This window comes from Nostoc sp. DSM 114160, assembly GCF_053470305.1.
Map to the genome: position 1 here is coordinate 1,130,825 of NZ_JBPFGO010000003.1, position 23,846 is coordinate 1,154,670.

Annotated in this window: 20 protein-coding genes, 2 tRNA genes and 3 pseudogenes; 11 read left to right on the forward strand and 14 right to left on the reverse strand. The window is 41.7% G+C overall.

What is annotated here, in order from left to right; all coding sequences use genetic code 11:
• Positions 1-60: 60 nt before the first annotated feature.
• The gene (locus tag NSTCB13_RS30245) at positions 61-1,659 is read left to right on the forward strand and encodes an Hsp70 family protein (protein ID WP_448274772.1); all 1,599 of its coding nucleotides are present in this window, start codon (positions 61-63) and stop codon (positions 1,657-1,659) included.
• Here NSTCB13_RS30245 and NSTCB13_RS30250 read toward each other — a convergent pair whose 3' ends face one another.
• The 5 genes from NSTCB13_RS30250 to NSTCB13_RS30270 form a co-directional block, all read right to left on the reverse strand.
• Complete coding sequence (locus NSTCB13_RS30250) at positions 1,660-2,064, reverse strand: PIN domain-containing protein (protein ID WP_448266322.1); 405 nt, start codon at positions 2,062-2,064, stop codon at positions 1,660-1,662.
• Complete coding sequence (locus tag NSTCB13_RS30255) at positions 2,039-2,329, reverse strand: type II toxin-antitoxin system prevent-host-death family antitoxin (RefSeq protein ID WP_445626772.1); 291 nt, start codon at positions 2,327-2,329, stop codon at positions 2,039-2,041. The genes NSTCB13_RS30250 and NSTCB13_RS30255 overlap by 26 nt, the downstream gene beginning before the upstream one ends.
• Before the next feature lie 451 nt (positions 2,330-2,780).
• Positions 2,781-3,305, reverse strand: coding sequence for a L,D-transpeptidase (locus tag NSTCB13_RS30260; RefSeq protein WP_445626771.1), 525 nt, complete (start codon positions 3,303-3,305; stop codon positions 2,781-2,783).
• Between the two features lie 435 nt (positions 3,306-3,740).
• On the reverse strand, positions 3,741-4,256 hold the full coding sequence (locus NSTCB13_RS30265; protein WP_448266324.1) for a L,D-transpeptidase: 516 nt from the start codon (positions 4,254-4,256) through the stop codon (positions 3,741-3,743).
• A 113-nt stretch (positions 4,257-4,369) separates the two neighbouring features.
• A complete protein-coding gene (locus NSTCB13_RS30270; RefSeq protein WP_448274773.1) occupies positions 4,370-5,002 on the reverse strand; it encodes a bifunctional 4-hydroxy-2-oxoglutarate aldolase/2-dehydro-3-deoxy-phosphogluconate aldolase in 633 nt (210 codons plus the stop codon).
• Between the two features lie 268 nt (positions 5,003-5,270).
• Between NSTCB13_RS30270 and NSTCB13_RS30275 the strand changes: the two genes are divergently transcribed.
• Together NSTCB13_RS30275 and NSTCB13_RS30280 are read left to right on the forward strand one after the other, a co-directional pair.
• Positions 5,271-5,540, forward strand: coding sequence for a hypothetical protein (locus NSTCB13_RS30275; protein WP_448274774.1), 270 nt, complete (start codon positions 5,271-5,273; stop codon positions 5,538-5,540).
• A 453-nt stretch (positions 5,541-5,993) separates the two neighbouring features.
• On the forward strand, positions 5,994-6,266 hold the full coding sequence (locus tag NSTCB13_RS30280; protein WP_445626767.1) for a GlsB/YeaQ/YmgE family stress response membrane protein: 273 nt from the start codon (positions 5,994-5,996) through the stop codon (positions 6,264-6,266).
• 290 nt (positions 6,267-6,556) lie between these two features.
• Here the strand turns inward: NSTCB13_RS30280 and NSTCB13_RS30285 are convergent, their stop codons facing one another.
• Positions 6,557-7,696 carry a nucleotide-binding protein gene (locus NSTCB13_RS30285; RefSeq protein ID WP_448274775.1) on the reverse strand — a complete coding sequence of 380 codons (1,140 nt, stop codon included), beginning with the start codon at positions 7,694-7,696 and terminating at the stop codon, positions 6,557-6,559.
• Positions 7,697-7,926: 230 nt separating this feature from the next.
• Between NSTCB13_RS30285 and NSTCB13_RS30290 the strand changes: the two are divergent.
• Positions 7,927-8,755 (forward strand): annotated as a pseudogene (locus NSTCB13_RS30290) (metallophosphoesterase).
• Positions 8,756-8,987: 232 nt separating this feature from the next.
• Complete coding sequence (locus NSTCB13_RS30295; protein ID WP_445626764.1) at positions 8,988-9,821, forward strand: metallophosphoesterase; 834 nt, start codon at positions 8,988-8,990, stop codon at positions 9,819-9,821.
• 531 nt (positions 9,822-10,352) lie between these two features.
• Here the strand turns inward: NSTCB13_RS30295 and NSTCB13_RS30300 are convergent.
• The 3 genes from NSTCB13_RS30300 to NSTCB13_RS30310 form a co-directional block, all read right to left on the reverse strand.
• Positions 10,353-11,105, reverse strand: a complete 753-nt coding sequence (locus NSTCB13_RS30300) for a hypothetical protein (protein WP_448274776.1) — start codon at positions 11,103-11,105, stop codon at positions 10,353-10,355.
• Positions 11,106-11,551: 446 nt separating this feature from the next.
• Complete coding sequence (locus NSTCB13_RS30305) at positions 11,552-13,009, reverse strand: WD40 domain-containing protein (RefSeq protein ID WP_448274777.1); 1,458 nt, start codon at positions 13,007-13,009, stop codon at positions 11,552-11,554.
• Positions 13,010-13,113: 104 nt separating this feature from the next.
• Positions 13,114-13,731 carry a DnaJ domain-containing protein gene (locus NSTCB13_RS30310; RefSeq protein WP_448274778.1) on the reverse strand — a complete coding sequence of 206 codons (618 nt, stop codon included), beginning with the start codon at positions 13,729-13,731 and terminating at the stop codon, positions 13,114-13,116.
• 29 nt (positions 13,732-13,760) lie between these two features.
• Between NSTCB13_RS30310 and NSTCB13_RS30315 the strand changes: the two are divergent.
• The 5 genes and pseudogenes from NSTCB13_RS30315 (at position 13,761) to trxA (ending at position 17,873) form a co-directional block, all read left to right on the forward strand.
• A pseudogene (locus tag NSTCB13_RS30315) lies at positions 13,761-14,850 on the forward strand (tocopherol cyclase family protein).
• A gap of 33 nt (positions 14,851-14,883) precedes the next feature.
• Positions 14,884-14,957, forward strand: a tRNA-Arg gene (locus tag NSTCB13_RS30320).
• A 410-nt stretch (positions 14,958-15,367) separates the two neighbouring features.
• Complete coding sequence (locus NSTCB13_RS30325; protein WP_445626759.1) at positions 15,368-15,898, forward strand: YdcF family protein; 531 nt, start codon at positions 15,368-15,370, stop codon at positions 15,896-15,898.
• 148 nt (positions 15,899-16,046) lie between these two features.
• Positions 16,047-17,210, forward strand: coding sequence for a GuaB3 family IMP dehydrogenase-related protein (locus NSTCB13_RS30330; protein WP_322670253.1), 1,164 nt, complete (start codon positions 16,047-16,049; stop codon positions 17,208-17,210).
• A 339-nt stretch (positions 17,211-17,549) separates the two neighbouring features.
• On the forward strand, positions 17,550-17,873 hold the full coding sequence (trxA, locus tag NSTCB13_RS30335; RefSeq protein ID WP_104909616.1) for a thioredoxin: 324 nt from the start codon (positions 17,550-17,552) through the stop codon (positions 17,871-17,873).
• Positions 17,874-18,172: 299 nt separating this feature from the next.
• Here the strand turns inward: trxA and NSTCB13_RS30340 are convergent, their stop codons facing one another.
• Positions 18,173-18,766: a MarC family protein gene (locus NSTCB13_RS30340; protein WP_448266337.1), complete on the reverse strand. Its 594-nt coding sequence runs from the start codon at positions 18,764-18,766 to the stop codon at positions 18,173-18,175.
• Between the two features lie 210 nt (positions 18,767-18,976).
• Here NSTCB13_RS30340 and NSTCB13_RS30345 point away from each other — a divergent pair, with 210 nt between their 5' ends.
• The gene (locus tag NSTCB13_RS30345; RefSeq protein ID WP_445626757.1) at positions 18,977-19,789 is read left to right on the forward strand and encodes a carbon-nitrogen hydrolase family protein; all 813 of its coding nucleotides are present in this window, start codon (positions 18,977-18,979) and stop codon (positions 19,787-19,789) included.
• Between the two features lie 475 nt (positions 19,790-20,264).
• Here the strand turns inward: NSTCB13_RS30345 and fba are convergent, their stop codons facing one another.
• The 4 genes and pseudogenes from fba to pdhA all read right to left on the reverse strand — a co-directional run bounded on the left by fba (position 20,265) and on the right by pdhA (position 23,811).
• A complete protein-coding gene (gene fba, locus NSTCB13_RS30350) occupies positions 20,265-21,344 on the reverse strand; it encodes a class II fructose-bisphosphate aldolase (protein WP_229485451.1) in 1,080 nt (359 codons plus the stop codon).
• A gap of 316 nt (positions 21,345-21,660) precedes the next feature.
• Positions 21,661-21,732 (reverse strand) — tRNA-Lys (locus tag NSTCB13_RS30355).
• A 61-nt stretch (positions 21,733-21,793) separates the two neighbouring features.
• On the reverse strand, positions 21,794-22,663 hold the full coding sequence (locus tag NSTCB13_RS30360) for an aldose epimerase family protein (RefSeq protein WP_448275038.1): 870 nt from the start codon (positions 22,661-22,663) through the stop codon (positions 21,794-21,796).
• A gap of 112 nt (positions 22,664-22,775) precedes the next feature.
• Positions 22,776-23,811: pseudogene (pdhA, locus tag NSTCB13_RS30365) on the reverse strand (pyruvate dehydrogenase (acetyl-transferring) E1 component subunit alpha).
• Positions 23,812-23,846 lie beyond the last annotated feature (35 nt).

Genomic DNA, 23,846 nt, shown 5'->3' on the forward strand with positions numbered 1-23,846 from the left:
AGAGAATAATCACAAATAAAGCAGCTTTGGCATCTTCGTGCGAGAGAATAAATATAAAATATGGCGATCGCAATCGATTTTGGTACTAGCAACACAGTCATTGCTCGTTGGAACCCTGTAACCCAACAGCCAGAAACCCTGACTCTACCGGGCTTATCAATTAAACAAAGTCTCAATCCGCCACTGATTCCCAGCTTGGTTTATGTTGAAGACGCAGCCCAAAATAAAGTCTTAGTCGGGCAACAAGTACGCGATCGCGGTTTTGACCTCAAAGGCGAAACGCGATTTTTCCGCAGCTTCAAACGCGGTATTGGTGCAGAGATTCAAGGTTTCTTACCCGAACTAGATGGGCAAATTGTCACCTTTGAACAAGTAGGGCAATGGTTCCTTACTCAAGTAATTGAAGAACTAGCACCCCTGGAAGGTGGGTTAGATTCTCTGGTGTTAACCGTACCTGTAGACAGTTTTGAAGCCTATCGTCATTGGTTGGGGACAGTATGTCAAAGCCTCCCTGTTGAACAAGTACGAATGCTGGATGAACCCACAGCCGCCGCTTTAGGTTATGGTTTGGCAGATCGAGAAATTCTCTTGGTGATTGACTTCGGCGGTGGTACTTTGGATTTGTCTCTTGTTCGGTTGGATCAAAGCGTGCAGGCAAGCACAAAGCCCTTGGGATTTCTCCTCAAATGGGGTAATAAGTCCTTGGCTGAAGATTCAAAACAAAAAGTCAAAACTGCCCGTGTACTGGCGAAAGCAGGGCAAAATCTAGGCGGTACTGATATTGATAATTGGTTGGTAGATTACTTTGCTAAAACTCAAGAGTTGGCTGTAAGTCCCTTGACAACACGATTGGCAGAACGGGTAAAAATTCAGCTATCAACTCAAAACCAAGCTAGTGAAGTTTATTTTGACGATGAGACATTTGAAAGTTATGAACTGGAACTAAACCGCGATACTTTTGACGATATCCTCAAAGAACACGCCTTTTTTGAGTTACTTGATGAGTCGATGACCACACTGTTGCAGCAAGCAAGACGGCAAGGGATAGAACTTCCAGATATTAGTGCAGTTTTGTTAGTTGGTGGCACAGTGCAATTACCCGCAGTGCAGACATGGATTAAACAGTATTTTGAGCCAGAAAAAATCCGTTGCGAACGTCCTTTTGAAGCGATCGCTCAAGGTGCATTACAATTAGCTCAAGGTGTGCAAATCAAAGACTTTCTCTACCATAGTTATGGTATCCGTTACTGGGATCGCCGCAACCAGCGTCACAAATGGCATTCTTTAATTAAAGCCGGACAAGCATACCCAATGACTCAGCCAGTGGAATTAGTCTTAGGCGCTTCTGTAGAAAATCAGCCCAGCATTGAACTAATTATGGGAGAATTGGGAGCAGATACGGGTAGTACTGAAGTTTATTTTGATGGCGATCGCTTGATTACTCGCCGTCTGGACAATAGTGAAACCAGCGTCAAACCCCTCAACGATCGAGAAGGTGCGAAGACAATTGCCCAACTGACACCAACCGGATATCCTGGAAGCGATCGCATCAAAATCCTCTTTCAAGTTGATGAGCAACGCTTTTTGCGAATCACTGTTGAAGACTTGTTAACTAATGACACGCTGTTGGAAAATCAACTTGTGGCACAGTTGAGTTAATTAACTAAAAGGATTTAAAAGTGGGATACCGCAGCCATCGAAATCCCGGATGTTGCGCGTTACTAAAGTCAATTGATGAATTTGAGCAGTAGCAGCAATCATCATATCTGCTTGGGTGTGTGTTTTCCCACTTAATCTTAGTTGACCTCGCAATTCACCGGAGCGCTTGGCAATTTCAATGGTGATAGGCAATACTTGACAATTATTTCCCAAAAAGTTCTCAAACCATATTTGAATTCTAGGGTTGGGCTTGGATGTCAGTCCGTAAAATATTTCTTCAACGGTGATGGCACTCAGAACTATTGAAAAATCTCTTTCTGCCCATTTCAGTACACCAGAGTTAGGTTGAAGTTTTACTAATTCGCTGATAATATTGGTGTCACAAAGAAAAGTCATCGATGGCATCAGCGAAAGGGTTAGGACGGTCTTGGCGGGAGGGTACTTCGAGAATATAATCTTCCTCAGCAGCTATCTGACGTAGTTCTTTGAAAACCTCAGCTAAAGAAATCTTTTCGCGCTGCTTGCGCCACGTCAAAAATTCTTCAAACATCTCAGCTTCAACAACTACAGCCACCAGTTGATTTCGGTTGTAGATGAGTTGCGGTTCTTTGGTGACAGCATGAATTAGTTCGGAGAACCTCTGTTTCGCTTCTGCAATTCTCCAGTTCATCTAAAACCTCTTTTATTCATAATCATGTCTATTATAGACATAACTAATGTCTATATTCTCATCAAAAAGCATACACTTAACGACAAATGTATATTTTTAATTGCCCATTTTTAATCATCCAAAAACTTGATTGACAGTTAATGCAAGTTCAATTTCTGGTAATACAGGTAAAAAATCTTCTCCCTGGAGTAGCACTGGCTGCTGCTTTGGTAGAAATACCAAAATACTAAGGTCATCAGGGCAGTAGACTTCTTGACATTTGTCGGGTAAAGGGTAAGGGTTAAAGGGAAAAGGGATAGAATTAACATTCCCCTTTAACCTTTCCCCATTTCCCGACCTCTTGCAAAAGGCACAAATGCCAAGAGGTCTAGTATATATGAACAGGTGCGCTGACGCATAACCCACCTGTCCATACATCAAGGTAATGATTGCAGCAACGATCGATTCACGATCATTTATGCACTACTACTAAAGTTCCCGTTGAAGCCCATCTGTAAAGATTGCCAGCTTGCTTAACAGGTAAATTTACGCAACCGTGGCTGACTGGAGTGCCAAAACGGTTATGCCAATAAGCTCCGTGGATGGCATAGCCTCTGTAGAAATACATTGTGTAAGGAACGTCAGGAATGTTGTAGCCTCTGCCTCGCATCCGATGAGTACGATACTTAGAATTAATCCGAAATCTACCTATGGGTGTAGGAGTCGATCGCTTACCTCCCGAAATGCGGTATGAATGAACAAGTTTATTACCTTCCCATGCACGTAAACGTTGTTCTGACAAGTCAATTTCAATCCAGCGAGGTTGGCTAATATTATTAGTGCTGTTTTGATCTACTGAGGTGGCTGTTGCTGTAGTCGAGTTTGGTGTACCTGTTAACGGCGATGACCAAGAGAATAAAGTCATTACCATCAATGCCACGCCAGTACAAAAAGTTGCTGAAGAACGAATCCCACTGCGGCGAATCCAAGTTTGCATTATGCCTTATCTTCTAAACTACGCAAAAATCATCAAGTGAAGTAATTTTCTGGAAAACTACAAATTTCCAAAGTGACTTCTAACTTCCTGTCGAGGATTTACGCAGTTCATCTTTTATTTGTCATTTGTCATTTGTTAAATGATGACCGATGACCAATTACAAAGGACAACCTTTACAAAGAATCTGTCATTTAAATGTCTAAATGCAAACTTTCCCCGAATTCATATTTGCATTTGTAATTTCACACAGTAATTGTCAGGATTTCCGCTTATTTTTTAGGCAAATATTTAATGCCCTTTTCTATATTTTATTTCAATTTCCGTAATTACGACTCCGAATATTCCCAGCATGATTTTATGCTGGGAATCACTTAATTGTTTTGATTTGTTGTTATTTATGATTTTACCTAAATTGCCTTTTGGCTGCTTCACATATTATTTATGAATGACTATTGGTGTCCCTACGGATGCCCACTCGAATAGCCATTTAGCATGTTTAGGTGCAACATTCACACAGCCGTGGCTCACTGGAGTGCCAAATTTTTTATGCCAATAAGCTCCGTGAATAGCGTAATTACCTTGGTAAAACATTGCATAAGGAACGTTGGGAACATTGTAGTCTTCTCCCTGCATCCGGGTAGTTTTAAACTTAGATTGAACTTTAAAAGTACCGACAAGAGTAGGAGTAGCTTTTTTGCCAGAGGAAATAGCACTTCCATAAACCACTTTGTCACCTTGCCAAGCTATTAATCTTTGCTTGGAAAGATCAATTTGAATCCAGCGCTGATTTGATTGTTGTAATGTCTGAATTTTTTGTGCAATCACTTGATTTTTGGAATTCGCCCAAACTTCACTGGTTCCAGTAGTAGTAAAAACACTTAGGGACAGTACTGTACCAGTGAGAATTATTTGTAAGCGACGCACCCAGTCAGGAGAAATTTGTCTTTTCATTTTAGATACACTCACACTCAAATCATGGGGGTCTTGAGAAACCGATCGGGTTTCACCTTTATTTCCCTATCTATTACTTTAATAGACGTGAATTTTGATGATTTGATTCTAAGTTAACCTAACTGTTGCATCAGGTTTTTTGCCTGAGTTGCGATCGCTGACCAATTTCTCTCTATGACAAGCTTTTGGGGAAATAATTCTCCGCTCAAACCGACAGCGATCGCTCCAGCTTGCAAAAATTCTTTGGCATTTTCTAGAGTCACGCCGCCAGTAGGAATTAAGGGAATCTCACCCAGCGGCCCTTGCAAACTTTTGATATAATCAGCCCCTCCCACTGCTTGCACGGGAAACACTTTTACACAACTAGCGCCCTGGCTCCAAGCGGTAACAATTTCTGTAGGAGTCAGCGCTCCTGGTATGATAGGGACATTTTTTTCTTGTGCTGCTTGAATCATTGCCGAATCAACGTGGGGTGTAAAGAGGAATTGCGCCCCAGATGCGATCGCATCTTGTAACTGCTGCACGTTAAATAGCGTACCAGTGCCAATAATACAGGCTGGTAATTCCGAACGTAGTTGACTGATTAATTCTCCAGCGCGATCGCTATTCCAGGTAATTTCAATTAGCTGCACTCCCCCAGATGCTACAGCCATTGCCATTTGTTGTCCCAGTTCCATTTGAGGGGCGCGGATAACTGCGATCGCTCGGTGTTTTTCCAACTGTGATAACCAAATTTGATTAGGCATTTTGACTAGAGATTGGAGACTAGGAGTAGGGATTGAGACTAGAGAATAGTTTTCAATCTAGTAAATACTAATTTTTAATACTAATGCCCAATGCCCCTCAAGAGTGCTGAGTAATATTAGCACAACTGTTTTGCCCTATTCCCAATGCCCTGAAAACTTGCTTATTGCATCAAGCTATGAGATATTAAATACAAATAACATAAAACCTATAGTGTTACCGTAGTTTAAAATTAATACTTCAGCATTTAGGTTTAAAGGAGTAATTAAAATGACAATTGCACGACAAAACACAGCAGCATCCTTACCAATCATCATTCACGATTCTGAAAGTGCTGATATAGCAGCTAACTTATGGAAGGTTGTGCGACTAGGTGCGAATGGCTTTTGGTGGCGCACTAAGGCATATACAACGATTCTGGGCGTTATGCTGCTAATCTTAGTAAGTCTGATTTTTCTAAGTATGCATTGGTCTTACCGCAGATTGTTGCCTTTTATCAACCATCAAGTTATTGGTAGCGAGCGCGGGATAAGCAATTAAAAGTTAAAAACTAGACATGAACTTGCAAAGGGATAGGCGATCGTCTCAATCACCTGATTTCGCTTCCTTTACATTACTTTAGAGACAGTCTCTAAAAACTCAGCTTAATTCTTCTAGTAGAGGAGAGAGCTAATTAAAAATGCATATACTGCAATTACCAAGCAATAGTTTATGTAAGCCCCTAGTTAAAGACCTACTAGGAGCTTTTTTTTAATTGACTATCTACCTCAAATGGGTCACATAGCAGCGATCGGACAACTTAGGACATTGGCATGTCACACCTATTCATAGCCGACTTGTCCTAAGCAGGATGGTAGGCGCAATATAAAAATCTAGTAGCAATTAAACTATTCCTAATGGATATTCATAATTAATTCTGATGGTAGATTAAGTCAAAAATGAAGATCGTTAATATGTACTTGTAAGTCAAAAACGTTTACCAACTTAACAACAATGAATATTCTTGCTTGGATTGTTTTAGGTCTAATTGCTGGTGCGATCGCAAAAGCTATCTACCCCGGTCATCAAGGTGGCGGAATTCTAGGAACTATATTGTTAGGAATCATCGGTGCTTTTGTTGGCGGTAGTTTAGGTGTATTTTTCAGTACGGGAACTTTAACCCTAGCAGCTCCTAGTCTGAGCATTCCAGGTATTGCAGTAGCAGTTCTTGGTGCAATTGTTGCAGTCTTCTTGTGGAATTTATTAACTAACCGCAGTGCTGTATAAAAAATTGCGGTCAATCAATGACAAAGATTTAACAAATTCATTTAACTATTTTTAACTGTGAATTAAATTCAAAAAATAACGTCACCAAAAAATTACAGGTAGGCGTTATTTTTTTGATTATTTTGCAATAAAATAGTCAAAATTAGCCTTAGTAATGGGTATTATGGCTTAGAAGGGGTTTGAAAAATCCATTAGGTATGTAAGAAAAGCCCTCAGTTTCAACACAGGTTTTGCTAAAAATTATATAGGAAGACTAGCGATCGCTAAGTGCAAACTGATCTTAAGCAGTCTTAATTAGCTCTAAGAATTCCTATACCAGCTTCTCTTTCAATATAATCTGCTAAGTTGATAAAATCTTCACGCGGGTAGCATCTTCCGCCAACTAGATCAAAGGCTAATCTACTGGCAGGATTTTCTGGATTTTCGAGTATATGTATACCCCAGTAGTAAAGTAGATCGCTAGTCCGAATACAAACTTCTTCTGGATCTATACAATGAAATTTTTTATCTACTTTACTAATTTCTTTATAAGCATTAGAATAAACTTGTTTTAGAAGCTTTAAGCGCTTAATACCAGGGTCTTTAAAGTTGTTAACTAATACAAATAAATGAGCTAAATTATTGATTTCACGTATTTCTTTAACAGTATCTTGAATAACTTTACCGTGCTTACTTATTCCCAATGGATTGAAGGTTGTTGGGATAATACAATAATCTAATCGCTTAACTAGCTCTGAGGGATTACGCTCTAATGCTGGTGAGCAATCGCAAATTACTATTTGACAGTCACGGGCAGCATCTTCATTCCAATCATTTCCATCAAAAACTTGAATCGTTGTACCTACCCCTTTAGGATTGGGAACAAAAACCCCATCACCTACTAATTTTTGCAGATTTTGTTCTGGGTCTAAATCCACAAGTGCTACATTAAATCCTTGCAGCGCTAATGCTCCTGCTAAATGACCTGCCACAGTTGTTTTTCCTACTCCGCCTTTACAGGTAAAAACTCCAAAGTAAACTTTTTTTGGCGGAGGTGGGGGAGGGTTTTCGCCGCCAGGAATCGCAACCAGCTTATTTTCATGGGCAATCCCACAGCGAATTTTAGTATCTTTACTCCAGGTTCTCATTAATGCCAATGCTGGACCGCCAAATCCTTTTGTAGTTATGAACCAACCAAAATTAAATTTTTTGCCTTCGTCAGAATCTAAAAAGTCAGCAAACTTTAAAAGCTGTGGCGCTGTGACATTACTTTTTAGCCATTTAACCTGAACAACAACAACTAGGTTTTCTTTTTTGACCACTAGATCATAGTCAGGTTGATTGATCTTTGCAGTTTCAACTGTCCAACCTGCTTTACAAATCAGTGTTTCTACGTGCTGCTTAAAGCGGGGAAAATTCTGGCTAAATTGTGGCTCTAATAATGACGACATAAACAGCCTTAGGTGTTTTGGTTCAATGTGGTAGTATGTAATACAATATACTTTACCCAAATAAACTGACATAATTAACAGCAAAGTTACGTCTGATTTTAACTAAGTATAAATACACTAAAATATACAGCTTTCATAAAATTTCCAATAAGTTGCTCTGGTCGCTACACACAAATCAACAATGTTCAGTTAAGCTGTAAGCGCTATGATTGAGCTTTATTGAACGTCTTATGCATTGGTTATTATCTGGGCCGTTAAGTACAGAAGCATTGACGGTTAACATTGCAGGGTTGCCTGCATCGTTACAAGGTAAAAAGCTGGTGCAATTGTCAGATTTTCACTACGATGGTTTGCGGCTGTCGGAAGAGATGTTAGAAAAAGCGATCGCACTTACTAACAAAGCTGAACCAGATTTAATTTTATTAACTGGTGACTACGTAACTGACGATCCCACACCAATTCACCAACTGGTACTTCGACTCAAACATTTGCAAAGTCGCAGTGGTATCTATGCTATCCTTGGCAATCACGATATATATAAACACGCAAAAGCAGAAGTTACAGAAACCCTTACTAGCATTGGAATTCACGTCCTTTGGAACGAAATTGCCTATCCACTAGGAAAAGAATTACCACTCGTTGGACTGGCTGATTATTGGGTCACGGGAGTTTCACCCCGCACCAGTTATGAACCAGCTAAATCCCGACACACCCTGCATCGTTTTATCCCATAACCCAGATACTGCGGAGATATTACAAGCATGGCGAGTCGATTTACAATTATCTGGTCATACTCACGGTGGTCAAATCTTGATTCCCGGAATTGGCCCTGCGGCGTTGTTTTACGAAAAGCTTGTAGAAAAAATACCTAGAAAAGTGCGGCGTCGAGTCCCATTTTTGGAAGAAAATGTTTCTGTAGTCAGACATTGGGAATGGGCACAGGGTTTGCATCGGCTAGGAAAAAATCAACTATATGTCAATCGTGGTTTGGGAACTTACCTCCCAGGACGCTTATTTTGCCGCCCAGAAGTTACTATAATCACGCTACAAGGTGAGTAGGTAATTACCAAATTTAACAAAAAAGAACGCAATTTCAGCAGGTATTCTGGCTAATGAGTGCCTGCAAACTTAGACATAACCTGCTACTCTCATCGCCAAAATTAAATCAGCAAAATTAAATCAATGAATTAATTGTATCTGAAGTAGATGACATAAATTATTGCATTTTATCAAGTTACATTTTGATTTTTGGTAAGCTGTAAGCGCTGGTATGAGGAGTATCGGTTAACTTATGCATTGGTTGTTTACGGGACATTTAAGAGTAGATAAAATAACGGTTAAGATTGCAGAACTTCCTGCATCTTTACAAGGTACAACATTAGTACAGTTGTCAGATTTTCATTACGATGGTTTGCGACTGTCGGAAGAGATGTTAGAAAAAGCGATCGCACTTACTAATGAAGCTGAACCAGATTTAATTCTATTAACTGGTGACTACGTAACTGACAATCCCACACCAATCCATCAATTGGTGCTTCGACTCAAACATCTGCAAAGTCGCTGTGGTATCTACGCCGTACTTGGGAACCACGATATCTATTACAGCCACTCCAAAGCAGAAGTTACACAAGCGTTAACCAGCATTGGGGTACATGTGCTTTGGAATGAAATCGCTTATCCACTAGGAAAAGAATTACCATTGATAGGACTAGCTGATTATTGGTCGCAGGAATTTTACCCTGCACCAGTAATGAATCAACTAGATTCGCTTACACCGCGCATCGTTTTATCTCATAACCCAGATACAGCCAAGATATTGCAACAATGGCGCGTAGATTTGCAACTATCTGGTCATACCCACGGTGGTCACATCGTCATTCCGGGCATTGGCCCTCTAGTACTCTATTACAAAAAGCTACTTAAACAAATTCCCAAAAAATTGCGGCGTTGGGTGACATTTTTATTAGGAGACTGCTCGAAAGTAGTTCGATATTGGGAGTGGGCGCAAGGGTTTCACAAGGTGGAAGAAAATCAACTATATGTCAATCGTGGTTTAGGAACTTATAAACCAGGACGTTTATTTTGTCCGCCTGAAGTGACTGTAATTACTTTAATTAGTCATTAGTCATTGGGCATTGGTCTAAATAAAGGACAAATGACAAATGACAGAAACCGCCTGAAGCTACGATGGATAAATCTCAATAGCTTGCGGCGGTTTCTTGAAGATTGAAGAATTCAGAAATGACTAACTCAAAATAAGGTGGACAGTATTCGCGATCGCTTTATTCAAAATTGCACATCCTTATATTCCAACTAGGCAGGCATTTTCTGGCTGTGCGTTCTAAAACCTCCAAAACAACTCATTGAACTTAAGGCAAAAACACATTCAACGGATGTCACAACCAAGGATAGCGATCGCAATAAGATTAGAGCAGGAGGCACAGGCTCTAACTTGAAACTTTTTGTTTAACTTTTAACCTGTTTGTACCTTGGTCTTAATCTAGCATTGTGTTTGTTTAGCTACAAGACACCTTTACTAAACTTGAATCCCATTAATTTATCGCAACAATTCAGAAATATTGCTTAAAATTTGTTCCACTTGGTAATATTGGCATTCACGCCAACATTACCAAGTGGGCTGAAAGTTCAGAAGGTGTTATTGACCAGAACCGCCTGCGGTAGAAGAATCGCTATTAGATGTACTGTTTGACTGGTCTAATCCTTGAGGTGTAGTACTTTTAGAGGTGTCACTTTTTGTACCAGGAGCAACACTATTAGTAGAACTATCGTTCTGCGAAGCCGGAGTATTAGTAGTTGAACTCGTCGCCGGACTTTGTGTCGCTTTAGGGGCTGACTGGGTTACAGAAGGTGCTTTTTCTGCCGCAGGCTGCTGGGGTGGAATAGTAATGTTAATATCCGGTTGGCGAGGTGCAGACGGAGGTGTAACTTGCTGTTGGGGAACAGGAACAGCAACAGGTACAGGTACTTCCCTAGTTCTTTCTTCGATTATCGTCTTTTGTGGTTGAGGAGATGCACTGGGAGTTGGCTCGCTCTTACTTGGTACAGGAACCACGACCGGCACAGCATTGTTAACTGCTGCGTTATTCTGCTGGTTGAAGTACCAAACCCCACCTATAACCAAACCAAGCAGGGAAGTAATGATAATACCCAACAGCAACCCACCACTAGCATTGTTTTCATCACGTTGGGCTAAATCTGCTTGCTGGTAGCTACGCTCAACATTTCGACCATGTACGTAACCGCTAGTGTAAGAGCTGGGATTAGTTGTATTGTTCTTGACTGTTTCACTAGTTTGTGTCAAATGGGTTTGAGTATTGCCATTAATATCAGTGTAAGATTCTTGTCTAACTTCACTATTTTTGATTTCGCGTTCATTGGGAATAGACATAGCCGTTGATTTAACTCCTCAGATTAAGATATTGACGAACTAAAGCTTTGTGAAAACAAAAGGTTTTAATGAACTGAAAAATATATGTTGCTGATAAATATTGAGTTTTATTTGCTACTCAACTGTTGGTAATCTCAGAATAACCTCTGCCCTCAAACAAATGGCTCTATCTCCAGGGAGTTAATACTTAATCTTTAGAGAGTTAATACTTAATCAACAGAAAGAGTATCCCAAAGATGGATGTTATTTAACTGTCAGTTAATGGCTAGATCGAAAAATCCAGCAATTTGCTTCAATTCTCTAAGTAGCTAGACGTAAATCAATTAAAGTTTGTAGTAAGGACTTTAGTCCTATAATCCTTTCTTTGAGCGATGAATTGCTCACTACGAACTAGGATTTTACTTGATGTTTAATTATGTCTATCTACTTAAATTTTTAATTTGTTGTTAGATATCGCATCGCCAAAGCTTGATAGTCATATCTCGACTACCGCTAACCAAAGTTTTGCCATCAGGACTGAAAGCAACAGAGTTAACCCAATCTGAATGGTTATCCAAAGTGTAAAGTTCTTGTCCCGTGTTAACATCCCATATCTTCACAGTACGATCTGCACTACCGCTAACAAGATGCTGACCATCGGGACTAAAAGCGATCGCACAAATATAGCTGCGATGTCCGGCAAGAGTGTTAATTAGCTTACCTGTACTAATGTCCCATAGCTTGATAGTTTGGTCATAACTGCCACTAGCTAAAATTTGCCCATCAGGGTTAATAGCAACACACATTACCCAACCTGAATGTCCGTTGAGAGTTTGCATCAGTTTGTTACTCTTCAAATTCCACAGCTTAATGGTATTATCCGCACCGCCACTGACAAAAATCTGTTGTTTTGGGCAAGTGGTAAGGGAATAAATGAAGGAAGAATGACCTTTGAGGACTTGCAGTAATTGTCCTATTTCTATATGGGAAACCTTTATAGTAGTGTCTGTACCGCCACTCAAGATAGTTTGACCATCTGGACTAAAGATTACAGAAAAAACTGGGGTTGAATGTACTTTCAGGGTCTTGAGTAATTTACCTGTAGATACTTGCCAAATGACTATGCTGCTATCATCACTGCCACTAACCAGAGTTTGGCTATCTGGGCTAAAGGCTAGGCATCTTACCCATTTGGTATGACTAGTGAGAGTATGTAGTAATTTCCCTGTGTCGAGATGCCAAATCTTGATAGTATTATCACTACTTCCACTAGCCAAAGTTTGTCCATCTGGACTGATTGCAGTTGTAAAAACCCAGTTTAGATGAGTTAGGGTGTGTACACATTTCCAGGGTGAAGGTTGAGACTGTGATTCAGGTGGTGGCGTTGGTGGCTTTGGCGGTTGCGATGTCGGTTGGGGTGGTGGTGGCGGCGTTGGTGGCTTTGGCGATGCTTTTTTCTGTTTCAGTTCCAGTTCTCTGGCATTTTTAAAATCTGACTTGGCTCTATTTTCATATCCTAGTTTCGAGCAAGCAAGCCCTCGGTATTTGTAGGCTTCAAAATAGTTGGGGTTGAGACGAATCGCTTGGGTAAAGTTTTCAATTGCTTCAGTATATTTTCCTTTTTGAGCTTTCTCCATGCCCAATTTGTAGAAACTTTCAGCATTAGATGCAGTGAAATCAATTTTGGTAAAAGTGGAAGCAGATTGATTTGTCTGATTTGGCTGATAAGACTTTAATCTTGCATAAGCTTGATTGATTTCTTTGATTTTTTTTTCTGCTTCTAGCTTTTGCTGCGGTTCAATAAAACAATCTGGATGCCAAGTCTTAGCCATCTGGCGGTAAGCTTGCTTGACCTCATCAGCAGATGCACCTGGTTTCAACCCAAGAATATCGTAAACATGATTTATATCAAAGCGATCGCTCATACGATGAATACTAAGAAATCGGCAGCAATTCTTACTACACTTAGTATTCCCAAGTATAAGTATTATCTAACTCCATCTCTAGTGTCTTCAACTAGATTCACTCCTTATCTCCAACGCCGATTTAGCCGCAGTAAACTTTTTATCCTTTGACAAAATCTTTCTACTAGAGGTCTAGGTTTTGATGCATCATATCTGGGCGATCGCGATCTTTGCGTACTCCCCGGATTTCTTAACTCTTCTTCTATTTGTGCAGCTTTATTTAAATCTGAAGCGGCTCTATATTCGTATCCCAGTTGTGAGCAAACTAGTCCACGATATTTATACGCGTCAATATAATCAGGATTGAGACGAATTGCGTGGGTAAAATCTGCGATCGCATCCTCATATCTTCCTTGTGTAGCATTTTCTACTCCTAAAGTGTAAAAAGTTTCTGCATCCCAACGATTGACAGATATTTTTGGGGGATTTTTAGGCGAAGATGAAGATGGATTTTTAGGAATAGGAGGCTCAGATGGAATTTCGGATTTGAGCCTGTTGTAAGCTGCGTTGATTGATTTGATTTTTTCTTCAGCTTCCTGTTTTTGTCTTTGCTCGACAAAGCGATCGGGATGCCAAATTTTCACCAGTTTACGGTAAGTTCGCTTCACCTGTGCTTGAGAGGCACCGGGTTTTAGCCCAAGAATTTCATAAGCATCATTAATATCGAAGCGATCGTCGCGCATACTGAAAAAATCGGCAATTAGATAAATCTATGTTAACTATTCCCCTAAATTCTCTCCAAACACCCCATTCTGGCTATCACTGGGATGGTAGTAGTCGCCGTTTCTTTGAAGGTTGGTATTATCGCGTCACACTACCGGAAATTAGGCAAACATTTGCCTTTATGTACTCTATTGAAGATCCCATCGGCGGTAAACCTTACAGTGGCGGTGCAGCTCAAATCCTCGGCCCAGATGATGAGTACCTCTGCCGTACTTTTCCTGATGTCAATAAATTTTGGGGTAGTCGGGATGTTTTGGGTTTAGGTCATTGGGGTAAAAATAATTTGCAAGTTTCTCCCCTATATTTACTCCCAGCAGAGTTTGAGTATCACGTCCAAGAAGGATATCAAGCCACAGCCACCTTGAATCAGGGAATAATTCGCGATCGCGCCACCAATAATTATTGCCGTTGGCAGTATGAAATTCAACCAGTATACGGTTGGGGCAATCAAAATGGCATTCAGCAATCAACCGCAGGCTGGCTGTCATTCTTGCAGATTTTTGAACCTGGATGGCAAATTTTGATGGCTCACGGTTTAGCCAGTGGAAAGATTGACTGGAATGGCAAAATCTACGAATTCACTAACGCCCCAGCCTACGGCGAGAAAAATTGGGGTGGTGCTTTTCCTCAGAAATGGTTTTGGATAAACTGTAATTGCTTCGAGGGCGAACCCGACTTAGCATTAACTGCTGGTGGTGGGACGGCGGGGTGTGCTGTGGTGGATGGAATCTGTAGCGATGATTGGACTGCACTATCAAGGTAAGTTTTATGAATTTGTTCCCTGGAATTCCCAAGTTGAGTGGGAAATTCAGCCTTGGGGTAGATGGCAAATGAAAGCTAGTAACTCTAATTATGAAATTGAATTAACAGGAACCACAGATTTATCTGGTACACCTCTACGTGCGCCGACAGTAGAAGGTTTAAGATACTGTTGCCGAGATACTATGCAAGGAAAAGTGAATTTAGAGTTACGAGAACTAAATGGCAGAAAATCTAAAGTAATTTTAAAAGCAAAAAGTTTTCTTTGTGGTTTAGAAGTAGGCGGTGGCTCTTGGGATAATTTTTGGCAGTCTACCTAAAACTACTGCTATAATTATATATGCTTCGCAGTTGGGGTTGTAGCTCAGTTGGATAGAGCGGACGCCTCCTAAGCGTCAGGTCGTGCGTTCAAGTCGCACCAGTCCCGTTATCTTTAGACAATTCATATATACAGCAATTAATATGGTAAGAGCATTGCTGTACCTATAAAAGTGGTATGCCAGTTCTCACAAGTCGGGATATCCGCCCATGCGATTGGCTCCAGTATTCCGTGCAATTGAGAACAACTATATAAAGTGGTTAAAACCCTTTGATGAATCGTCCGATATCGGTTAGGATAATCCATCAATTAGAGGAAAAACTCCAGGCACGCTTAATCGCGCTGTTACACAAAAACTAACCAAATTTATATTTGGGCAGTATTTGGGCAGATTCTTGGGAAGTTTGCTACTCTACTATCAATTGTTTTTTCTTATAGCCAGAGAAAATTGTGTACCAAGTAAATTAAGTTATTGAGCCTTGAATAAGCTACTCTTTACAAATAAATCTTTTCGTTTTATGGCTTTTGTCCTACCAATATTTATGTGGTTAGGATACAAAGAAGTACAAAACCAATTTGTGCAGCCGCAAGCAGTCCTAGTCTTAGGTGGTTCAACGAGACATTTAGAGCGAGAAAAGTTTACAGCCAAATTCGTTCGCGAGCATCCAAATATACCGATTTGGATTACAGGCGGCAGTCCACGTACATTCACCCAAAGAGTGTTTACCAAAGCTGGTGTCGATCCTCAACGTTTACACTTGGATTATGAAGCAGTAGATACAGTTACTAATTTTACTACTTTGGTAGATGATTTGCAAGCTCGCGGCATTAAGAGCGTTTATTTGATTACTTCAGATTTTCACATGCGTCGGGCTTGTGTCATTGGCGAAATTATTTTGGGTAGTCGGGGTATTTATTTAAAACCAGTGCCAGTTCCTTCCGAAAAACCCCCTGAATCTATCGAAAAATCTATTCGTGATGGAGCTAGAGCGATAATTTGGTTAGCAACTGGTTACACTGGTGTGGATGCCGCTAAAAATAAACGGTAAATCAAACTGATTTTGGATTTTTAATCGGTCAAAATCCAAATGACTAATGACAACCATCACTAGTCACTTATATGGTTAGGGAAAAAACGCCCCAAATTTCCCCACAATTTGATACCCTAGCTTAAACAGATTTGAGTAAAGTTAAAGCGTGGAAATTCAACTTGGGCGGGGAAAAACAGCTCGCAGAGCTTACGGAATAGATGAAATTGCTCTAGCCCCTGGTAATAGAACGCTAGACCCCAGTTTGGCAGATACTAAGTGGCGTATTGGCAATATTGAGCGAGAAATCCCGATTATTGCTAGTGCTATGGATGGCGTAGTAGATGTTCGTATGGCTGTACGTTTGTCACAGTTAGGAGCATTAGGTGTCCTCAACTTAGAGGGTATTCAAACTCGTTATGCCGACCCAGAGCCAATATTAGATCGGATTACCTCTGTGGGAAAAGATGAATTTGTTGCCCTCATGCAAGAACTCTATGCCGAACCAATAAAGCCTGAATTAATTGAACAACGTATTCAGGAAATTAAACAACAAGGCGGCATTGCAGCGGTGAGTGCGACTCCAGCCGGTGCAAGTAAATACGGTGAGGCAGTGGCAAAAGCTGGGGCAGATTTATTTTTTGTCCAGGCTACGGTAGTTTCTACTGCACATCTGTCACCAGAGTCTTTAGTACCACTCGATTTAGCAGAATTTTGCCGTTCCATGCCCATCCCTGTGGTGTTGGGGAATTGCGTGACTTACGAAGTTACGTTGAATTTGTTGAAAGCTGGGGCGGCTGGGGTACTGGTGGGAATTGGGCCGGGTGCTGCTTGTACTTCTCGTGGAGTGTTGGGTGTGGGTGTGCCACAGGCGACTGCGATCGCAGATTGTGCCGCAGCACGAGATGATTACTATAACGAAACTGGCAACTATATCCCCATTATTGCTGATGGCGGTTTAATTACTGGTGGCGACATTTGCAAATGTATCGCCTGTGGCGCTGATGGTGTGATGATTGGCTCCCCCTTTGCCAGAGCCGCAGAAGCCCCAGGACGAGGTTATCATTGGGGTATGGCGACTCCTAGCCCAGTTTTGCCCCGTGGCACCCGCATTCGCGTTGCCACCACTGGTAGCCTAGAGCAAATACTGATTGGCCCAGCAGGATTAGATGATGGTACTCACAATCTTTTAGGAGCCTTAAAGACCAGTATGGGCACTTTGGGAGCGAAAAATATTAAAGAAATGCAGCAGGTGGAAGTTGTGATTGCACCTTCTTTATTAACCGAAGGCAAAGTTTACCAAAAAGCTCAACAATTAGGTATGGGTAAGTGAAGGGAGTAGGGTACAGGTTAGAGGTTACAGGCTACAGATTATTTCCTATCACCTGTCACCTCTTCCCTAATCCCTAATCCTTCAATAAATTTTTCTGGCCCCTAAAACAATTGCTGGAAAAATCCGATATGTCGCTTACAATAGAGATAGCGGAGACGCATGTTTCCGTTCACTCCTCACACCACACTCCGCCCGGACTACTGTTCGGGCGGTTCCTTATGTTTGTAAATAAAATAAGAGAGCTTCTTTGCAAATGTACATCCTCGCACTCCCAAGCTGAGGTTTTTGCTATGGTAGAATTTTCACCAAGCTCAGATATTATTGGCGAAGGTTTTAGGCATGTCAACAGCCGCACAAGTTACCGATTCTAGTTTCAAGCAAGAAGTACTCGACAGCGATGTACCAGTTTTAGTTGACTTTTGGGCACCCTGGTGCGGACCATGCCGTATGGTAGCTCCTGTTGTCGATGAAATCTCCGAACAGTACAAAGGTCAAATAAAGGTCGTAAAAGTCAACACAGATGAAAATCCGAATGTTGCTAGTCAGTACGGCATCCGCAGCATTCCCACATTAATGATTTTTAAGGGTGGGCAAAAAGTGGATATGGTGGTCGGCGCTGTGCCTAAAACTACATTAGCTTCCACTCTCGAAAAGCATCTTTGAAACTCAATCGGTAATAAAATCCTCTTGAGTTATCCATTTTGTTCTAACTTTAAGTTAATTTTCATAAACAAGTTTGAGAGCCGCGAATTTCTCGTTTCTCAAACTTGTTTACATTTGTATACAGTTTCTGAATATTTTAGTGTGAGTTCTACAAGCCCTTTTTTCACCTCTCCCCCAACCCGTCTCCAACACGGAGAGGAGAGCCAAAACCCTAATTTATCGTTGCTCCTCCCTTGACCCGTGGGAGAGGGAGGTTGTCCGGGAGAAGTTCATCGAACTCACGTTATTTTAGGAGTTTTCTACCTCAAAAACAACTCCCTAATTCCTGTACTACCAATTTCCACCGCTAACGCCGCCAACAGAAAACCCAAAAGTTGAGTCACAATTACTCCACCTTCTGCACCAATCCAATGGTCAATCAGATTTGCTAAACGCAAAATCAACCAAGTGATAAACATTGCCCCTAAGATACCCACCACCACAGCAATATGCGGACTCTGTGATTTCGACATCAGCAACATTACCGTCGTCAAAGTCCCCGGCCCTGCTAGCAGCGGTAAAGCTAGTGGGGTAATTGCGACATCGCGTCCTTCTTCAAGAATTGGCCTATCTAATTCTCCCCGCAGCATTTGCAAAGCAATTAACAGCAACAATATTCCTCCTGCTATTTGCAAAGAGCCGATACTGATTTCCAAGTAATTTAAAATTATTTGTCCTGCAAAGGCAAATAGCAAAAGAACTGCGATCGCAATGATAATTGCTTTATCTATAACTTTGTTTCTTTGGTCTGGCATCATGCCCTTAGTCAAAACTAAAACAATCGGTATATTGCCCACAGCATCCGCCAAGACAAACACAGCGATAAATGTTTGAATGAGAATAGAAATATCCACAGTAGACAGTTTTTATCAAGGTTTGATCGCAATCTAATCTTTATCTTGCTCAGTTTGCTAGAACCCAGAGGAAGATTAAGATCGACAATAAAACAAGTCTGTTAAAGAAAATCTTGGCTGATGGATTTCTAATTAAGTTCCACAGATTTGGAAGTAGCGATATATTTTGATAATCTATCTTCCATAAATCAACTATTCATTGTTGAATCTATGAAGTCTTATTTAGCCGCCGCTATTCAATTGACCAGTGTGTCCGATTTACACAAAAATTTGGCGCAGGCAGAAGAATTAATAGAGCTTGCCGTGCGTCAAGGTGCTGAATTGGTAGGTTTGCCAGAAAACTTTTCTTATATGGGAGAAGAAAAAGATAAACTCGCACAAGGTGATGCGATCGCTCTTGAAAGTGAAAAATTTCTCAAAAAAATGGCTCAACGCTTTCAAATTACCATCTTGGGCGGCAGCTTTCCACTTCCTGTAGATAATACAGGCAAAGTTTATAACACTACTCTACTCATCGACCCCAGCGGTCAAGAGCTTGCGCGTTACTACAAAGTCCACCTATTTGATGTTAATGTTCCTGACGGCAACACCTATCGCGAATCCAGCACGGTTGTGGCTGGTACGCAATTACCCCCCGTCCATTTCTCAGAAAAGCTCGGTAATTTAGGGCTTTCTATTTGTTATGATGTCCGATTTCCAGAACTGTATCGTCATCTGGCAGATAAGGGAGCCGATATTATCTTTATTCCCGCCGCCTTTACCGCCTTTACAGGTAAAGACCACTGGCAAGTACTACTACAAGCCAGAGCCATCGAAAATACTGCCTACGTCATTGCTCCCGCCCAAACGGGGAATAACTACGCCCGTCGTCTAACCCACGGTCACGCGGTGATTATCGACCCTTGGGGTGTCATTTTAGCCGATGCTGGAGAAAAACCGGGAATTGCGATCGCAGAAATCAAGCCCACAAGGCTAGAACAAGTCCGGCGTCAAATGCCATCTTTACAGCATCGCGTGTTCTAGGGAGTAGAGAGCAGGGGAGGCAGGGGGAGCTTTCTGGGGCAGGTTTTTTTGATTAGACAAATTTTTGGGATTTTAAAACCAAAACCATTGTCTGAGAACTTAAAACTACGTTCAATAATTGAGAACATTCTCAACTATTTATCGAAAGCCTAAAAGCCTGCCCTTTCAAGGGCAGGGGGAGCAGGGGAAGAAGCAAGGGAACTCTTAGCTGGGAGCAGGGAGTGAGGGAGTGAGGGAGTTAGGGGACAAGGAGATAAACAAAACTCCTAACTCTTAACTCTTAACTCTTAACTCTTAACTCCTAACTCAGCACGGGCTAAACGCCCCGCTATCGCTAACAGCACTCCTAACGCCCATTCCCAACCCTGATAAATAAAACAAAAAACCGGGTAAACACCCGGTTTCTGACAACATTAAAATCCTCAGTTTCTTAGCAGCATAGTTTTCCTATGCTGCTATTTATTTGCTGTCAAAATTAAACTTTAGCAGCTGATTTGGTAACAACGTTAAGTTCACCTTTAGCATACTTAGCAGCAAAATCTTCCAAAGAAATTTGCTTAATCTTGCTGGCATTGCCGGCTGTGCCAAATTGTTGATAGCGTTCAGCACAAACCTTCTGCATGTATGTAATAGAAGGCTTGAGGAAGTGACGGGGGTCAAACTCCTCTGGTTTTTTAGCCAAAGCTTCACGTACAGCAGCAGTAATAGCCAAACGGTTGTCGGTGTCGATATTTACTTTACGTACACCACTCTTGATGCCTTTTTGGATTTCTTCTACAGGTACACCGTAGGTTTCAGGAATTGCACCACCATATTGGTTAATCAGTGCCAGCAAATCTTCAGGCACAGAAGAAGAACCGTGCATTACCAAGTGGGTGTTAGGCAGACGGCGGTGAATTTCTTCAATGCGGCTGATAGCCAAAATTTCACCAGTCGGCTTGCGAGTAAACTTGTAAGCACCGTGGCTTGTGCCGATGGCAACAGCCAAAGCATCTACTTGGGTTGCTTCTACGAAGTCAACAGCTTCATCGGGGTCGGTTAGCAGTTGTGAGTGGTCGAGTGTACCTTCAAACCCGTGACCATCTTCAGCTTCACCAGCACCAGTTTCTAGAGAACCCAAACAACCGAGTTCACCTTCAACGCTGACACCCAAAGCATGAGCTACATTTACAACTTCGCGGGTAACACTAACGTTGTACTCGAAGCTAGCGGGAGTTTTCGCATCAGCTTCTAAAGAACCATCCATCATCACGCTGGTGAAGTTGTTCTTAATTGCTGAGTAGCAGGTAGCAGGCGCATTACCATGATCTTGGTGCATGACAATGGGAATGTGAGGATAGGTTTCTACCGCTGCCAAAATCAGGTGGCGGAGAAAGTTTTCTCCTGCATAATTACGAGCGCCGCGTGAAGCTTGTAAAATTACGGGGCTATCTGTCTCGACAGCAGCTTTCAGGATCGCCTGAATCTGCTCCAAATTGTTAACGTTGAAAGCTGGGATGCCGTAACCGTTTTCAGCTGCGTGATCCAACAGCAGCCGCAGTGGTACAAGCGCCATAGATAGTCCTCCTAATGTGGTTGTCAGCTAGTCGGTCTGAGAGAAGCGTAATCATTACGCTAAATCTTAAGAGTTTTTTCAACTTACTTATAGGAAATTATAACTAGTGTGGTGTATCTATGTTGAAAAAGTTTACGCCATAGTTATTATAAATATGTTCTATACTTGCTTTCTACTGCTGTACTATGTCCTATAGTTGCTCTGTATTGCTGTACATTTAGCTACCCTAGAATTAGTAGCTCTGGTAGCTTATTATCCCAAATGCTTCTTTGTCCAATTACTAAGGCTTCTTTACATCATTTAATAAACTTTTATATGGGTCGCCCGGGATTCGAACCCGGAACTAATCGGTTAAAAGCCGAGTACTCTACCGTTGAGTTAGCGACCCTTTCTTTGGATTTCGCAACTTTGCCATCATAGCATAGACATCTATAGATTTGTAAATAGGTTTAGAAAAAATTTGCCGTAAACCTTACAGATGCCGTATAGTTGCTTCCTGGTTCTAATACAGTCAGGTTTTCACCAGTGTTCAGGGAGTTACGGGGAGCGCTCCACGGTTCAAGGCAGTAGAAATCTTTGCCTTTGAGCGTCCAAAACACCAAAATCGGATATTTATTCCCGTAATCCAGAGTTAGTTTTAACTTGCGGTTGTTGTCTGTGACTGCGGCTGATTGACTGGTTAGCTGCTTAAAGGCAACGTCAATTTCATCGCGGTTAAAGTCAAAATTACCATCAAAGGGGTGAATTTCCTTGCTTATCTGGTCTTGATACTGTTGGGAAGGAATTTCAAACTTTAGGGCAGCTTTATCATTTGTCAGAAAATAAGGATGGAAACCTGTAGAAAAGGGCAGTGATGTGGATGAAAGATTTTTATACTGTTGCCGAATTTCTAAGGTATTACCTTGGAGTTCGTAAGTGAACTGCACTTGAAAGTCAAAAGGATAAACAGCCCGTGTTTTCTCGTTGCTGTTGAGGACGAGGGTGAGGCTAGCTTTATCTTCAGTTACTTGGTCAGTTACTTCCCACGGCAAGTCACGCGCAAAGCCGTGTTGTTTCAAAGTATATTGCTGACCATTATGAGTATAAGTATTATCAGGTATATTGCCGCAGATGGGGAACAAAATAGGATTCCCACCTCTGACACTCAAATCAGGATTAGCAAAGCGTTCAGTATCTAAATAGAAAATTTCTTGCCCCTGTATACGCCAGCGAGTGATGATACCACCACGTTCTGGAACAACTTCCAGTTGAGAACCACCATTTTCATCTGAAAGGATGTAGGTTTTGTATTGTTGCTGTTGAAGTGCAATGGTAAACACAAATTTAGTCCTAATTGGGGATTGGGGATTGGGAATTGGGCATTGGGGATTGGGCATTGGTTATTCTCTTTGTCACCCTTACCTCCATGCCCCATGCCCTATTCCCTAAAATTTATTCGTCTTCTGCAAACACGAAACGATATAACTCGCTGGGGTCTGGTTCGGGGCTGCTTTCGGCGAACTTAACGGCTTCGTCGATTACATCCTGAATTTTACGATCGATTGCTTTAATTTCTCCCTCATCCGCTAGGTTTTGCTCTAGCAAATAAGCTGCCAACTTCTTAATTGGGTCGCGGGCGAACCAAAATTCTTTCTCCGCTTTGCTTCGCATTTCATCTGGGGTCTGCCAAGGAGTGACCCCGGAAGCGGTAGGTAAGCGCCTCAATTAATGTTGGGCCTTCACCTGCACGGGCACGGGCTACAGCTTCTTGAGCAACGGCTCGAACTGCTAGTACATCCATACCATCTACTTCTACGCCCACCATGTTAAATACGCTGGCTTTTTTATAAATCTCTGGCTGGGAAGTAGCGCGTTCGTGAGACATCCCAATGGCCCACTTATTATTTTCGACTACGAAAATAATTGGCAGTTTCCATAGGGCTGCCATATTTAGTGTCTCGAAAAACTGACCGTTATTAGCTGCACCGTCGCCAAAAAAGCAAGCTGTCACTTGGTCAGCGTTTTTATCTCCCAGCACTTCGCGGCGGTATTTGGTTTGAAAAGCCGCCCCAGCTGCTACAGGAATTCCCTCAGCCACAAAAGCATAGCCACCCAACAAGCGATGTTGAGCAGAAAACATGTGCATGGAACCACCGCGCCCTTTGCTGCAACCTGTGGCTTTACCAAATAATTCTGCCATTACCTCTTTTGCTGGTACGCCTGCACTGAGAGCATGAACGTGGTCGCGGTAAGTACTACAAACGTAATCTTCACCCGGTCGCATTGACTGCACAACACCACTGCAAACAGCTTCTTGACCGTTGTACAAATGGACAAAACCAAACATTTTACCTCTGTAGTACATTTCAGCGCACTTGTCTTCAAACAAGCGCCCTAACACCATATCCTCATACAACCGTAACCCTTCTTCTTTTGTAATTTGCGTAGTAGCAGCATTAAAAGTGGGTAAAGTACGCTCTTGAACCATTATTTTTGAGTATCCCTGTTGTACAACTTAAAGTT